Source organism: Bacillus sp. EB106-08-02-XG196, from assembly GCF_013396335.1.
In the GTDB taxonomy this organism is placed as follows: domain Bacteria; phylum Bacillota; class Bacilli; order Bacillales; family Cytobacillaceae; genus Neobacillus.
Genome location: NZ_JABWSY010000006.1, coordinates 179,960 through 195,323, shown reverse-complemented (window position 1 = coordinate 195,323; position 15,364 = coordinate 179,960). Strand labels below are relative to the sequence as shown.

General features: G+C 36.2%; 16 protein-coding genes. 6 read left to right on the top strand and 10 right to left on the bottom strand.

From position 1 onward, the window contains the following. Positions 1-74: 74 nt before the first annotated feature. The 3 genes from MLOOGBEN_RS11425 to MLOOGBEN_RS11415 form a co-directional block, all read right to left on the bottom strand. Positions 75-983, bottom strand: coding sequence for an ABC transporter permease subunit (locus MLOOGBEN_RS11425; protein WP_368737777.1), 909 nt, complete (start codon positions 981-983; stop codon positions 75-77). Between the two features lie 15 nt (positions 984-998). After that, entirely contained in the window at positions 999-2,231 is a 1,233-nt protein-coding gene (gene iscB / locus MLOOGBEN_RS11420; RefSeq protein WP_179158378.1) for an RNA-guided endonuclease IscB, read from the bottom strand. A gap of 298 nt (positions 2,232-2,529) precedes the next feature. Next, positions 2,530-3,441 carry an ABC transporter ATP-binding protein gene (locus MLOOGBEN_RS11415; RefSeq protein WP_179158377.1) on the bottom strand — a complete coding sequence of 304 codons (912 nt, stop codon included), beginning with the start codon at positions 3,439-3,441 and terminating at the stop codon, positions 2,530-2,532. 176 nt (positions 3,442-3,617) lie between these two features. On the opposite strand from MLOOGBEN_RS11415, the gene MLOOGBEN_RS11410 reads away from it, so the two are divergent. From MLOOGBEN_RS11410 to MLOOGBEN_RS11390, 5 genes are all read left to right on the top strand, one after another. Beyond that, positions 3,618-4,322, top strand: a complete 705-nt coding sequence (locus tag MLOOGBEN_RS11410) for a response regulator transcription factor (protein WP_179158376.1) — start codon at positions 3,618-3,620, stop codon at positions 4,320-4,322. Beyond that, a complete protein-coding gene (locus tag MLOOGBEN_RS11405; protein WP_179158375.1) occupies positions 4,319-5,683 on the top strand; it encodes a sensor histidine kinase in 1,365 nt (454 codons plus the stop codon). Before MLOOGBEN_RS11410 ends, MLOOGBEN_RS11405 begins: the two co-directional genes overlap by 4 nt. 63 nt (positions 5,684-5,746) lie before the next feature. Beyond that, positions 5,747-6,322, top strand: coding sequence for a PepSY domain-containing protein (locus MLOOGBEN_RS11400; RefSeq protein WP_179158374.1), 576 nt, complete (start codon positions 5,747-5,749; stop codon positions 6,320-6,322). Positions 6,323-6,438: 116 nt separating this feature from the next. Next, on the top strand, positions 6,439-6,975 hold the full coding sequence (locus tag MLOOGBEN_RS11395) for a PepSY domain-containing protein (RefSeq protein ID WP_179158373.1): 537 nt from the start codon (positions 6,439-6,441) through the stop codon (positions 6,973-6,975). A gap of 187 nt (positions 6,976-7,162) precedes the next feature. After that, positions 7,163-7,933, top strand: coding sequence for an alpha/beta fold hydrolase (locus MLOOGBEN_RS11390; RefSeq protein ID WP_256989047.1), 771 nt, complete (start codon positions 7,163-7,165; stop codon positions 7,931-7,933). A 70-nt stretch (positions 7,934-8,003) separates the two neighbouring features. On the opposite strand, the gene MLOOGBEN_RS11385 is transcribed toward MLOOGBEN_RS11390, so the two are convergent. The 4 genes from MLOOGBEN_RS11385 to MLOOGBEN_RS11370 are packed head-to-tail and all read right to left on the bottom strand — an operon-like array spanning position 8,004 to position 10,794. Then, positions 8,004-9,071, bottom strand: coding sequence for an alpha/beta fold hydrolase (locus tag MLOOGBEN_RS11385; RefSeq protein WP_179158372.1), 1,068 nt, complete (start codon positions 9,069-9,071; stop codon positions 8,004-8,006). A gap of 22 nt (positions 9,072-9,093) precedes the next feature. Then, the gene (locus MLOOGBEN_RS11380) at positions 9,094-9,708 is read right to left on the bottom strand and encodes a kinetochore Spc7 family protein (protein ID WP_179158371.1); all 615 of its coding nucleotides are present in this window, start codon (positions 9,706-9,708) and stop codon (positions 9,094-9,096) included. 19 nt (positions 9,709-9,727) lie between these two features. Further along, positions 9,728-10,333 carry a hypothetical protein gene (locus MLOOGBEN_RS11375; RefSeq protein WP_179158370.1) on the bottom strand — a complete coding sequence of 202 codons (606 nt, stop codon included), beginning with the start codon at positions 10,331-10,333 and terminating at the stop codon, positions 9,728-9,730. 20 nt (positions 10,334-10,353) lie between these two features. Beyond that, positions 10,354-10,794 carry a hypothetical protein gene (locus MLOOGBEN_RS11370; protein ID WP_179158369.1) on the bottom strand — a complete coding sequence of 147 codons (441 nt, stop codon included), beginning with the start codon at positions 10,792-10,794 and terminating at the stop codon, positions 10,354-10,356. A 246-nt stretch (positions 10,795-11,040) separates the two neighbouring features. Here MLOOGBEN_RS11370 and MLOOGBEN_RS11365 point away from each other — a divergent pair, with 246 nt between their 5' ends. Further along, positions 11,041-11,844, top strand: coding sequence for an alpha/beta fold hydrolase (locus tag MLOOGBEN_RS11365; protein ID WP_179158368.1), 804 nt, complete (start codon positions 11,041-11,043; stop codon positions 11,842-11,844). A gap of 43 nt (positions 11,845-11,887) precedes the next feature. On the opposite strand, the gene MLOOGBEN_RS11360 is transcribed toward MLOOGBEN_RS11365, so the two are convergent. The 3 genes from MLOOGBEN_RS11360 to MLOOGBEN_RS11350 all read right to left on the bottom strand — a co-directional run bounded on the left by MLOOGBEN_RS11360 (position 11,888) and on the right by MLOOGBEN_RS11350 (position 15,238). After that, positions 11,888-12,667: an SDR family oxidoreductase gene (locus tag MLOOGBEN_RS11360; RefSeq protein WP_179158367.1), complete on the bottom strand. Its 780-nt coding sequence runs from the start codon at positions 12,665-12,667 to the stop codon at positions 11,888-11,890. A gap of 153 nt (positions 12,668-12,820) precedes the next feature. Next, the gene (locus MLOOGBEN_RS11355) at positions 12,821-13,435 is read right to left on the bottom strand and encodes a YitT family protein (RefSeq protein ID WP_179158366.1); all 615 of its coding nucleotides are present in this window, start codon (positions 13,433-13,435) and stop codon (positions 12,821-12,823) included. 120 nt (positions 13,436-13,555) lie between these two features. Then, complete coding sequence (locus tag MLOOGBEN_RS11350) at positions 13,556-15,238, bottom strand: ABC1 kinase family protein (protein ID WP_179158365.1); 1,683 nt, start codon at positions 15,236-15,238, stop codon at positions 13,556-13,558. Between the last annotated feature and the right edge of the window lie 126 nt (positions 15,239-15,364).

Sequence of the window (15,364 nt, the reverse complement as noted above, 5' to 3'; positions counted from 1 at the left end):
CTTTTAGATGTCACCTTGGTGACAGGCACCACAAAAAGACAATGTCCACCTCAGGCGGACATTGTCTTTTTGTGTTAGTGGATTTGGCTTTGGAATAATGTGTTTCGGTTACTAAATTTTGTGACTAGTTTTATTAAGAAAAGGTTGCCTATTAGTAAAGCAGCGCCTATTAGGAATAGTGTTAATGTGCTTAAGAAGAACATTCCACTTGCTTGGCTTATGAGGATGCCAACGATTGGTAACACAAGCAGTCCACCGAATTGCTGGGCTTCCTGGAACTTTTTGACTTTGGACGAGATCAAAACATTCAAGATGATATTAAACAGGACTAATATTGGAATAACCCAAAACATTAAGATCATCCAGGTGGAGTTAAAATATAGTATTACTTTAAAATGTGGATACGTGATTACATTAACAACAATAAAACTAATGATAAAAGCTGCAAAGGAAATACCTAAAGTTGGAATTATGGATGCAACTAATTTACCAAGAAACAAGTCTTTAATTGAAATAGGTGCAAACAACAATGTCTCTAACGTATTCCTTTCCTTCTCCCCTACAAAACTATTTGATGAAGTAACCATTGAGTTAATAATGGCTACCATTAAGAAAAAAGGTATCATCATAAAGGTTAAGAAAAAATAAACAAACTTTAAGCCAAGTGTCGGCAATGCGATTAGATTATTCCGTATCTCCTCATTTGGAAAGTCTTTAATAAATGCATTTATAGGTTTCTCTATTTCTTTTGACGAAGTTCCAACTAAATCAAAGTGAATTCCAAAATATGCCATGCAAGCTGGAACTACAATACATAAGAGGAAGGCCAGGATTATCATCGGAACCCACACCTTTTTAGAAGAAAAAGTAGCCTTCATATCTTTCTGGGCAATGGTTAAAATCGTCTGTTTATTCAACCCGTTTACCTGGTAACAAAAAACGTAACAAAGTGTAACATTTCTATTTTTATTACCAGGTTTCACCTCCTTCTTTGGACTTCATAACCAATAGACCTTGTTAAATCGCCATAATAATGTAAGCCTAAAAAGACCGTATCTTTTCAAAATCTTCCCCTTTATCGTGGTCATGTTACATTGACTTTTTTCTGGATATAAAGCGGTTATATACGCTAAATACTTTTCTCCATTGCGTTTCGTATATTTAACAAAATCCCTGTGATGATAACCATTTACGGACTCTATTTTCTTTCTGGAGTGCTTCCTCATTGGTTTTATTGCCCAATTTTTGATTTTACATTGTTCAGGCCAAACATTTGAATGACAAATAACAATTGCATCATTGGCGTGTGTCTTCTCAATACCCCAATCAATGCGTTTGTTTGCAGTATCCCCTCCAGTTGTTAGGGATAAAGGGGCTATTTTCTTTAATTCATCTTGAAGATAGGTTTTCCCCTGCATAACATGCATAGCATCACGGTAAGAGACCTTTCTGCCATTTACTTTTTGATAGAATCTCTCACAATGGTTTAACTCATTACCTGTTACCTTTCCATGGCAAGTGGAACAAAGGCTGATTAAGTTATGAATGGAATCACTTCCGTTCATTCGTCTTGGGGTAATGTGGTGGACTTCCATTCGAATATTTGTCAATCCACAATTCTGGCAAGTATTATGATCACGAAGCACTACTGCTTTTCGAATATTTTCATCTAAGCGATTGCTTTTTTGATATTCCCATTTGTATGGTTTAAAGCCTTTTTCCAATGCTCGAATATCAATTAAGACATCTTCCAAGAAAATAAGGTCCATCCGAATCCATTTTTGGAGTTGTTTGACCACTCTTAAAATTGAATCCTTCTTTTGTTTAATACTTGGTGGAATTCGTCCATCTCGTTTGGAAGAAGATCGATTATCAAATCGAGCGGGTCTGTATTTTTTATGTTGCCTTCTGTATCGACGATACCCTCTTCTTATCGCAATTTTTTCCTTTACATCAGCTCGAAGCTCAATGGTTCCTTTGAATACAGGTTTATTCTTGGTTTTACATTCTTGTACTAAAGCAATTCCAACGAACTTTGAACCATCGTCAATACCCAACTGAATACAGGAAGAGTCGATTGCGCTTTCAGGGATTTCCCTCTCAAGTTGGATGACCATTGGAAATTTACTTTTCAAAGTGGCTTTCTGTTTACGAATTAAATACCATGCACGATTTTCTTTTGTTGGAGATAACTTGTTGCCTTGAGCATCTAACACAAAACAATGGGTCATTTCTGACCAGCCTCCATTACAGGAATTTTCCTCCTTGCCAAAGTCAATGGACAGAACATGCTATTTTGGTGTTTGGTTTCCAAACCCTAGGAAACGGTCTTCCTCATAGCTAACAGAGCAGCGGACTGGGGGTCACATCCGGAGGTGTTACTTTACCTTATCCACTAACGTAGTTCATCGTGCTATTTCCTTTTCAGGAAACTACACTCACTGTGGCTTGAAAGCACGAATCAGCTTCATACAAGAATGATTGGGTTCCATTTTGGTATGATTTAGATGTATTTATTATGACTTTTCTTCAACAGATTCGAGCTCCCCTAATATCAAAATAAATCGCCTCGAGACTTCTATTGGTTATTTCACAATTATGAACCCAAGATTCACTAAGAATTTTGGCTAATAAAGGAGATATCTCTTCCTTCGAGGTAAGTATAAATTCCAAATGATTGGTCCCTTTTCTTATATATCTATGCTCCTTATAGGTTTGGCTATTAAGCGGCTTAAGACCCGTTTCTACTACTAACTTAATTTCTTTTAAGTATTTCTCTTCTAATTCCATCATCGTTCCTTTTTCAACGATTCTTCCCTCATTTAAGAACAAATAGGAATCACAAATTGTTTCAAGCTGGTGCAAAACATGTGAGCAAATTAAGATCGTTACCCCTTCCTCTTGATTTACTTTACGTAAATAATGGATTACTTCATTAATCCCTTCAGGATCTAACCCATTGGTCGGTTCATCGAGAAAAAGAAGTTTTGGATTATGCAATAAAGCTTTTGCCAGTGAGATTCTTTTCTTCATTCCTGTAGAAAAGCTCCCCACTATTTGATCCTTAAAGCCCAGCATATCGAATTGCTCAAGCAAATGTATAATTCTCTTTGTATCGCAGCCTCCATATATTTTTGAAAAGAAGACAAGATTGTCCCATGCGGTCATATCATGATAAAGACTTGCACTTTCGGTTACAATTCCAACTCTTTTTCTTATTTCATCTCCATGTAATTGTGGGTCAAAATCCATCACTTTCATCGTTCCATTTTCGGCCTCAATGACTCCATTTAATAATCGGATAATGGTGGTTTTCCCTGCTCCATTTGGTCCAAGCAGTCCATTTATTGTCCCTTCTTTAATTGTAAAAGAGACATCTCTTAATATCATACGATTATTAAATTGTTTGCTTACTTGATTAACCTCTACTATATTTGTCAAAAATTTATCCCCCCTAAAGTTTCATCCCTCTTTATTACGATTAATAAGGAGTATTCGTTCACAAAAAATTATCTTTTTTTTGATAGACTAGAAATAAAGATTAACTATATGTTCGAAAGGTTTTTATCTATAGGGAGCCGAATAGTATGAAGATATCAAAATAGAGGAGAGTCGAAATGACAACTAAAAAAGGAACCATTCTGGTTGTTGAGGATGAAGAAAAGATTGCGAGAGTTTTAGAGCTTGAACTTGAATATGAGGGCTATTCAGTAACAAAAGTAATGGACGGCCTCGAGGCATTAGAGGCTTATCGAACCGGCAGTTGGGATTTAATCTTATTGGATGTCATGCTGCCAGGATTAAGCGGGATTGAACTTCTTCGGCGGATTCGTAAAAATGACCTCAATACGCCAGTCATTCTCTTAACAGCAAAAAGCTCTGTTGAAGACAAAGTGTCCGGTCTCGACCTAGGGGCGAATGATTATATTACAAAGCCCTTTCAAATAGAAGAACTTTTAGCAAGAATTCGAGCTGCATTAAGAATTAAGCAAGTTGAACAACCCCAGGTTGAAGACAGTATCCTGTTATGTTTTGCTGATCTTAGTATTGATCAAAAATCTAGAGAAGTGTTAAGAGCTGGAGAACCTATCGAATTAACTCCAAGAGAATTTGATTTACTAGTCTATCTTATGGTTCATAAACGACAGGTGTTGAGCAGAGATCAAATTTTAGAGGCAGTATGGGGTTATGACTTTTTTGGAGATACAAATGTAGTAGATGTTTATATTCGTTATGTGCGAAAGAAATTAGACCTCCCGCACTTACCCGCATTAATTCATACTGTTCGTGGCATTGGGTATGTCATGAAGGATGCCAAATGAAGCTGAGAAATAAAATTAACCTTTATACAGCTTTTTTGTTTGCCCTGCTGCTGCTGATCTTAAATATTACGGTGTATTATACATTCAGCACTTTACTTCTCGACAGCGAGCTTAACACTGCGCATAAGGAGATGAAGAATATATCGGATAATTTTGGAGAATCTCTTGGCAAAATCCCCAGTGACTCCTTACTTAGATCCTACGTTCCTGTAAACGGTATGATTGAAATTGTAACTGAGGATAACAACAATCCCCCTGCGTTTACCAGCGCTGACGAGCAAAACCTAAGTAAGAGAAAATCAGTATTTTATAGAAGTGAAGTCAGCAAAACGATAGAATATCAGGAACGTTCCTATACCTTTGAATCAATGCCCATTATCATGCAAGATGGCAGTGTTGCCAATCTTCAAATAATCAAAAGTATGGAGACAGCAACTGAGATTTTATCAATTCTTCGTCTAGTTTTAATCTTGGTTACACTGCTTGCGCTGATTCCTGTCATAATTTCCAGCCGGTTACTTAGTAACTTTATTACCAAGCCTGTCACATCTATGATTAAGACAATGACAGAAATAAGGAAAAGTGGAACGTTTAAAACTATAAAACTAGAAGGTAAATCGAAGGATGAGCTCTTTCAAATGGGTCAAACCTTTAATCATATGATTGATCTTTTAGAAATGAACTTTGAAAAACAGGAGCAGTTTGTTTCAAATGCTTCACATGAACTTAAAACCCCATTGACCATAATAGAGAGTTACGCCAGCCTATTAAAAAGAAGGGGCTTAACAGAGCCAGAGTTATTCACGGAATCGATTGAAGCCATCCACTCTGAAGCACTGCGTATGAAGGAAATGACTGAGCAGCTGTTAATGTTAGCAAGACACCATGAACAGTGGAATATCGAGCTTAATCAGGTGAATCTTAATCAATTAATAGACCAAACAGTAAATGCATTCAAGAACGCCTATAAACGTGAAATTAAATTTGAAGCGTTGAATGAAGCATCCATATTCATTGAAAGTGATGATAAAAAGCTTAAGCAGCTGTTATTTATTTTTTTAGACAATGCAAGGAAATATAGTGATGACATGATTTCAGTCGAACTAGGGAAAGAGAATGATAAAATTTATATCAAAATTATCGATCGTGGAATAGGCATCATAGAAAGCGAACTCCCAAAAGTGTTTGACAGGTTTTATCGTGTGGATAAAGCAAGAAGTAGAAAACAAGGCGGTTCTGGTCTTGGGTTATCGCTTGCCAAGGAAATTGCCGATGCAATTGGAATAGGTGTACAACTGGACAGTGCAGCTGGTATTGGAACTACAGCCACCCTTCTAATAAAAAAAGTTGAAAAATTATAGGAATTCTCATCACTTTCTCATTTTTATATAGGAAAATAATTGTATATAAGGTGGTGAATGTAAATGAAAAAGATATCTTGGTTTTGGGTGGCGATTTGCTCCATAATCCTTGTTATTATCTTTGTCAGCTTTCAGCAATTTGGAAAACTTACTCCTTCAGCTAACATGTTAACAGAAGAGGAAGCCGAGAAGCTTGTTAAAGAGCGCTATCAAGGTAATATCTCATCAATAAAACTAGCCAATCAACAGTATCATATAGAACTAGAAAGACAAAATCATCTTTACAGCATTAAGCTGGATTCTTCTAGCGGTAAAGTTTTATCTTTCACACAAACTGATACAATAACATCAGAGCCAACGCCCTCCCAACCACCCCCTCAACAAGGTGAAATCTCAGAAGACTCTCCAAAGAGATTGACCGATAAAGAGGCTGTAGAAATTGCACGGACACAGGTTCAGGGAGAGGTTGAAGATATGTGGCTGGAAACTGAAAATAATCAAACCTATTACTTTATTAAAATAGAAACAAATGATGATCGTGAAGCAACCGTGCATATTCATGCTATTACAGGAGCTGTAACGGTAGCATGGGATGACCATGAAAATAAACAGAAAGAAAACGACGATGACGATGATTGATTCGCAGGAAACTATTATTTTTCTCATTAAATTCTAATGATTCTATCCCTATCCTCTCATTTTTACTGGATATACTGAAAGTGTAGAAAGGTAATAACAAAAAGGAGGAAGACAAAATGAGAAAAAAAGTATTAATAGGCCTCGTATCATCTTTACTAGTTTTAGGAGGAGCAATTGCGGTAGGTGCCTCTAAAAATGATACTCCTCAAGATAATCCCGTTCAAGTTGAGGATAAAAATTCAGTCATTAATCTTGGTACACAAAACCTGCCTGAAATTAAACCAGGGCAGGAAATTGAGTTAGAAACAGAGCATGGGCAAACATTTTACAAAGTAGAATCAGATGATGACGACAGTAATTCTTCATCTGCCCACTCAACAACCACTTCCACCATATCCATTGAAGAAGCAGCAAAAATCGCAACCAATGAAGTTAACGGCAAAATTACAGAGGTTGAAAAGGAATTGGAACATGGCAGACTTGAATATAAATTTGAGATTCAGTCCGACCAAGGAGAAGTTGACATTCGAGTAGACGCTGAAACAGGAAAAATCACAAGAGGAAAGTTTGATAATGACAGCAGAGATGATCGATATGACGATGATGATGATGACAAAGGTAGAGGCAGTGATGACAGCGGAATTGATGGATAGAATATTAGAGAGGACAATCGATTAGTCGATTGTCCTTTTTTATGTCCCATATATGTAATTTACACCTATTAGTAATAATAACCAAGAAAGTTTTATATAATGTGTTAAATACGACATTATACCTGTTTACACTATCCGAATTATGGCAAAAAAGTTTATTATAATCTAACCATAGGAGGTAGTTTATTTGGGTGAGTTATTTTCTGGGATTCCCTATTTACGAATGGGTGTTGGTGAACCTTTGGTTTTTATTCATGGACTTGGTGAAATAAAGGAAGGCTGGTCCAGCCAGTTTGAGCTTGCAGAAAAATATGATTTGATTATTCCAGATTTACGGGGACACGGTGAGTATCTTACAAATGAGGAAATTAGCATTCCAAACTTTGCACACGATGTTATTTGCTTGTTGAAGGGTCTTGGGTTTAAAAGTGCACATATCTGTGGGTTATCGATGGGCGGGATGGTTGCACAAGAAATCTATCGTCAGGCACCAGACATGTGCAGGTCCCTCGTGCTCGTAAGCACATTTCATTATGCACCAAAACATTTCGGAGAGGTATTTTTAAAATTCCGCAAGATAAAATCAGAATCACGGTCACTCGAGGAACAAAAAAATTTCGCAGCACGAGTTTGTCTCTACTCATGGACAGAAGAAAACGTTGAGAATTTCAAAAAATTCTATCATCCCAATCGTGAATTTTACCTTCCTTCAATGCAAGCATGTTTAGAGGTTAATAATATATGTCTGTTATCAAAGATAAAAGTTCCAACTCTAATTATTGGCGGTCAATATGACTCGGTTACTCCTCCTTGGATACAATTAATGATGCATAAACAGATTAGATACTCTGAATTTGTGATTTTTAGAAATACAGGACATGTAGCTAAACTCGAGGCAAAAGAATCCTTTAATGAGGTACTTCGCAGTTTTTTAAATAAACACAAAAAGGCAAGTTAAGGGAAGGACACACCTTCCCTTTCTTCCTTTACTTATTATATAATCTTGTACTCACCTTTAGTACAAAAATTTAAAGTGGATTCGAACGAGCTGAAGCCCATTCATCGACAACTACCGCGAACAATCCTGTTAAAGCTAAGGAAACATGGCCTGCTTCAACCAGCTTGTAAGTCTTATCCTCGCTCGAAACTAAATTCATAATCGGCAAGCTTTGGTGTTCTAAAACTAAATTATCATTCGTTGAGGAAATAACGAACAAATTTGATTTAATATTTTTCAAATCTACATTTTTATTTCCTATCATTAATTCGCCTTTAACAAGCTTGTTCCCCTTAAAAAGGTCATTCGATAATTGTCTAAATGCCTCACCTGCAAATGGGACCTGATCAGTAGTCCATTTGTTCATCCGACGCCATTTATCAACATATTTAGGATCATGTGCCCGATTTAAAAGCATCGTATAGTGACTAAAATAAACTGGAGCAGATACTGCACGAAACATTGCTTGCACATAGGCTGACGGGATAGTCCCATAAACATCTATAAAGCGATCAACATTAAAATCTCCATTCTTAAGACCTTCCGCCCATTTATCCGGCCCAACAAGTGTAGAAAAGTCTATTGGTACTGTTGCCACAATCAAGTTTTTAATGTTCTCTTCAGCAATCGCAGCGTATATAGAAGCGATCGTCCCACCTAGGCAATAACCGATAAGTGTTAACTCCTCCGCACCAGAATGGCGAATAGCACGCTTAACAGCTGTTCTTAAATACTTTTGAATATATGTATCCAGACCAATATTCTTATCTTCGTAACCTGGAGTACCCCAGTCTAGCAAATACACATCATAACCACGGTTTGTAAGTCCCTCAATTACACTTGCCTTTGGGGCGATATCAAGTATATAAGGTTTGTTAAATAAAGAATAAACGAAAAATAAAGGAATACCATACTTTTTTTGTTTTGCCGGGTAATGCCATAAAACTGATTTATTTTTTCTCCAAACCTCTGTCCTAGGTGTATGACCAATCTCCGGCTCCGGCTCATTTAATACTTGAAAAACGTGCTTCCAACGTTTCATTTCTTTCTCATAATCTAACGGTGGAATTAGATCCGTAAAAGGTGATTCGACTGCCACTTCTCTAGCCCCCCTTTTTTAATTATTTTGTTGGATCAGCACCTGTTAAGACGGGTTCTTTTTGATCGTCTTTTTGATCGTCTTTTTGATCGTCTTTTTGGACGTCTTTTTGATCGTCTTTTTGGACGTGACCTTTAAGTATCTCTATTTCATCTTTAAGATTATTTAATTTATTTAGCTCGAACCTAATCTCTTGTAGTTCACTTTGTAGATTCTTGGAATCTGCTAGTTCCTTTTTCGTTTTCACTAACTCTGTTTTAAGTTGTTTGGTTAATTTGATTATTTCTTTTGAAATCTCAACAACAGTTTCAATTTCCGTGCTTTGAGACTTCAATGAATCCTGTAAATCCCAAATTTGTTCCTCAAGGGATACAACTTTTTCTTCCGTTTGAATGGTTAAAGAAGCTATATTAGCCAAGTCATTTTTAGTTGGAATATTGAGTACACCTGCAAGTGCCTCTTGATTCTTTCTAAATGCTTCAAGGTATCGGGAGTTTGCCTCTGATCCTGTATTTGCCATTTTGACAAATTCATTGTTATTTGACCAAAGAAAAATAAAATCATTTATCTGTTTTTCCAAAACTTCACTGTACTTTTTGAAAGAATCAAATGGGTCGTACGGTTTTTTTGTCGACATCTTGTTCACCTCAATAAAGTTATGATTTATTTGACTCCGTAGTATTCTTCATATATTGCTGAAAGGGTAAAAGTGCAGACTTGAACTGATTTTCAAAAAGATTCACGAATATTTTTTGATTTTCATATAAGACATTGGAGGTACTCTTAACACCTTCAATATATTTCTCTCTACCTTTCTTTCTAATAGAAATATATTGTTGGACACTGTCTAAGTAATTATCAAGACCTTGCCCAGTCGTTAGTGCACGAATTGGTGTAGATAATAGAGAGGTAGTTTTATTCTGTATGTCATCAACAACTTGGTTGATCTCTTCAAAAGATTTAACAGGGAAAAAATGTTGAATGGTGGTTGTGGTCATGAGTAATTCCTCACGAGCATATTTTTCCCACTCAAGTAGCTCTTTCTTAAATTGCTCCGTAATGGCTTTACTATTTTCCTGATTTCTTTTAATACTCTCAACATATTGTTTAGTAGCATTTAAGAATAAATCATCATGATGGTTTAAGCGCCCTGCCCATTCATCTACTTCTTCAAAGGCAGCTTTCCACATTAATTCAAAACTTGAAAGCTGATTATCCTGGTTAGATTGATTTTCCACTTTTGATTCATTTCTAATAGACATATTTTTTCTCCTCCAAATGTTTAGTTATTAAATAACTTTTTTAAATCTTCTAGTTCGGTATTTAATGTTTTTATTTTGTTAGCCTTTAAGTCCTTCACTTCATTTTCAATTAAACAAAGCAAGTCACTTAAAGATTTATTAAGCTCTTTTAACTCGAAATTGTCCTTTTTCATTCCCCTGTTTAACATAAAAAGCGTTTCATCCAGTTGATCTAACTTATCCTCACACTCTACTTTTCTTTGTGCTAGAATAGCAAAATCATCTTTCAGTGGAATATCAAGTAAAGTTAAGCAATTGTTGATTACCTTTTGTTGAATCACAACAAGATCTAAGTGGTTTTCGATTGCTTTTCCAAAAGCATGTGTAAAGGTTAGACAATTGGTATATGAATGAATCCGCTTATTACACTCTTTTTCTAGGTATTTGTAAAAAGATCCAGGATCCTGATGTCTTGATTCCATAAATGCCCCTTTATCTAACCGGATAGTATGTTAGAATCTATCTGTAACTACTTTAATCCTTGTCCATTATATTATAGCAATTTGTAACGACAATTTACTAGTTTATTATTCGACTTTTCCATTTAATCAAAATAAATAATATTTTCATATATAAGAGTTGGACATTTTTGGGTGAATCTTTAAGTTCTTTAGTTTTATTAATAATCATATAAATGGCAATATCTAGTAAAAAGGGAGTTGTTGAGAATGCCTATAACGAAGGCAAATGGAATTGATTTATATTATGAAGTCCATGGTGAGGGTGAACCACTGCTATTAATCATGGGATTATCACTTACTTCTAAATCGTGGTTTCGAACAATCCCGGCTTTAAGTGAACAATATAAAGTAATAGTATTTGATAATCGTGGTGTTGGACTAAGCGGTAAACCAAATTCTTCCTATTCAATTGAATTAATGGCTGAAGATGCAAGAGCCGTTCTCGATTCAGCCGGTGTAGAGTCTGCACATATATACGGTATTTCAATGGGGGGAATGATCGCCCAAAGACTTGCGTTGAAATATCCAGAACGGATTAAGTCCCTCATCCTCGGCTGTACAACATCAGGCGGGGAAAAACATGTTCAACCTAGTGCTGATGTGTCCATGCAGATGCTGTCTAGAGCCTCTTCTACAGCCACACCGGAACAAATCGCTTGGGCAACTGCTCCAATCCTTTATAGTCAATCTTTCATTGAAAATCATAGGGACCAAGTCGGTGAAGATATTCAAAAGAGAATCGAGATACCTGTCCTTCCATATGCCTATATGCTGCAGCTTCAAGCGTGTCTTGCTCATGACACCTATGATGAAATTGACGAAATAAAGGTACCTGTTTTGGTGATTCACGGTGATGCGGATAAATTAGTTCCATATGATAATGGTGTAACTTTGGCTGAAAAAATACCAAATGCCGAATTCCTTACCATTAATGGCGCAGGTCACATTTATGTTACTGAAGCGAATGATATAGTGAATAATCGAGTACTTGAGTTTTTAAACAACCTATAAAATTCATAAAGAATGCCCAATTAAAAACTGGGCATTTTTTATGTTATTGAACACTAGCACTTGTCCCGCCATCTACAACAAGAACATGACCGTATACATAATTAGAAGCGTCAGAAGCTAAAAATAATGCCGGTCCTTTCATATCATCATCTGACCCGAATCTTCCTGCAGGGGTTCTCTCGAGAATTTTTTCTCCTGAATAATCGATGACCACTTTTGCCATCTTTGTTGGGAAAAATCCGGGAGCAATGGCATTGACATGAATGTTATAGGGTGCTAGTTTTACAGCCAAATCCTTTGTAAATGTAATGACTGCTCCTTTGCTAGTTGAATAGCCAATTGCATCCATCACAGTTGGATCTTGTCCGCCAAATCCAGCTATGGAAGCAATATTTATGATCTTACCAGAACGCTGCTCCTTCATAATCTTTCCGACTGCCTGCGAAAATAAAAATACGGCTTTAAGGTTAATACTCATAACCTTATCCCATTTATCTTCTGGCATTTCTAGTGCAGGAGCCCCCCAGCTTACACCACTATTATTGACTAAAATATCAATCCTTCCAAACTCTTTCATGGTCTGGTCTACTACATATTGAATTTCTTCTGGGTTAGAAACATCACATTTTAAGGCAAGTGAACGAACACCTTTTGCCGTTAGGACATCACTAATTTGCTGGCAAGCTTCTAGATTTCTTGAGCAAATGACTACATTTGCTCCCGCATCACCATAGGCCTCTGCAATTTGTTCACCAAGTCCTCTTCCCCCACCTGTTACAATAGCTGTTTTCCCCTGCAAGCTAAATAGATCTCTAGTATTCATCTTCATTCCCCCGAAAAAATGATATTACCTATTTGAATCTTAATACATTTAAATTTATTAAAACATGAATCTATAATAATATTCACAAAAATGTTAAGAATCAAAAATATTATATCAAATAAGGAACCCACTGATATGGATTCCTTCGCTATATTACTTAATTAAAAGATCAATTGTTTTATAGGCTATGAAAAACGCAGCTAATGAAAAAACAGCCTCCTTAAAGCCAAATATAAAAATGGAACTGCTAAAAATAAATAGGTTAAAAAACATAACAATTTGTCCAATTGAAAAAGGGGTCCGTTTACTTAATAAAATGGCCAAAACCTCCGTACCATCTAAGGACCCTCCATATCGAATGACTATTCCTACACCCAATCCTAAAATTACGCCTCCTAAGACAATTACCAGAAATGGATTATTTGTAACGGAAGGAAATGGTTCTAGAACATGGGTACCTATTGAAAGCACAGAAATAGCAAAAAGACTTAGAATTAGAAATCTTTTTCCCAGATAAGAATAACCTAAAAAGAAAAAGGGAGTATTCAGCAGTAAAAGAGACAGGCCAATCTCCATACTAGTAATATGCGAGAGAATGATGCTTACTCCTACGATTCCGCCATCAATTACATTATTTTCCACTAAAAACAACTGCAGTGAAATAGCAACGAGCGAAGCGCCGCAGAAGATATATAATAATCTTTTGTTGATAGATATATTAGCAGATCTGTAATAACTCAGATAATAATTTACTCTCCTCTTATACATATTCCGCCCCTTTTGTTTCAATTATCTCTCCAGTGTACGGTTTATTATATTCTTCTTCATAAGAAAAATACCCGGCCAATTGGTCAGGTATTCTACTAGGATTAATTTGAAATTTCTTTGTCAAAACCTTCCTGATTTAAAGATAGAATATAAAAGCAATAGGAACAATGTTGTAGCAATACCAAAACCTATTTCTATTACTGGCAGGCTGTCTAACAGTATGGATGTTTGTCCTGATAACGAGGCACCAATAATTACACCTACCAAAATAATACTAAAGGACAGCAATACAAGACTAAAGGACAGCCTGTTACTTATACGATTAAGTTTATGAAGGACTGGCTCCATTTCAGAAGTGGATATTTCAATCTTCATTTTCCCTTTTTTCATAACGGATGTAAAATCTTTAATCGTTTTTGGGAATTCATGAAGGATATCCCCATATTCTGTGAAATTTGACCATGCAAATTCTGCCACGTTTTTTGGCTTAAAGCGATCAATAAGTAATTGCTTACCAAATGGTTCGGCAACTGCTAAAATACTTATTTCGTGGTTTAGCTTTTCAACGGTCCCCTCTAATGTCAGCAGCGTTTTACCTAATATCGTTAAATCTGTCGGAATCATAATTTTATGACGGTAAGCAACAGAAAAGAGTTCATTAACAGCATTTCCAATACTCATCTGACTAAAAGGAACATCGAGGTACTTTTCCCGAAGCTTATCTACATCTGAATGTAATTGTTTTGCATTTACTTCATCTGGAACAAGCCCCATGTTCGTGATTGCCTTTACTACTTCTGAAGTGTTTTTCCGCATTAATGCAATGACAAAAGAGGCAATGTGCGATCTCATTTCATGAGTTATTCGACCCACCATACCGAAATCCATAAATGCAATCACTTGTCCTGGCAGGGCAACGATATTTCCTGGATGAGGATCCCCATGGAAAAATCCATTAATTAGGATTTGATGAAAAATAGCATTTACTATTTTCTCACCTAATACTTTTGTGTCGTATCCCTCTTGCTGCAGCTTTTCAATCTCATTTAGTTTAACCCCATCAATAAACTCCATCGTCAGAATCCTCTTAGTACTGTATTCCCAATATACCTTGGGAATATGGACCTTGGAATCATGAATAAATTGTTTAGCAATCTTTTCAGCGTTTCTGCCTTCATTTTCATAATCCAATTCTTCACGAAGCGACCTTGATAATTCTTCTATAATTGTCCGAATTTGATACCTTTCAATCCATTCGATTCTACTTTCCGCTAATCTGGCAAGATCCTGAAGGATTTCTAAATCTGTATCAATTACACTCATAATATTGGGACGTTGAATTTTAACAGCAACACGCTCTCCTGATAGCAAAACTGCATGGTGGACTTGCCCAATAGATGCTGCAGCTAATGGAGTCTCACAAAATTCTGCAAAAGAATTTTCGAGAGAATCAGCCAATTCCTCTTCTACTATTCTTTTCACCTCATCAAATGAAAAAAGAGAAACATTGTCCTGAAGCTTTACTAGTTCTTGAAGGATATCGGCTGGGATAATATCAGGTCTAGTGCTGGCAATTTGGCCAATTTTCACAAAAGTTGGACCAAGTTCCTCGAGGAACATCCGAATTCGTTCACCTGTTGTTCTGCTATTTCGTGATTGGTTTCCTTCAACAAATACTCTCTTTGGAACTGATAACAAATCAAGAAGCCCTAACTCTTTCATAACAAACCCAAAACCATACTTAGTAAAAGCATAAACGATATCTCGATAACGGTGAATATGGCGAATTTTTTTCTTAATCATTCTCTCCACTCCTGTTGGGAGTATTTTAAATATCTATTTCCTCGAATCAAGATTCTCACTTTCACGAGGGATTTACAAGCTCATCCTGCTATTGTTCGATTAAAAAACAAAAAGACGCATCATTAT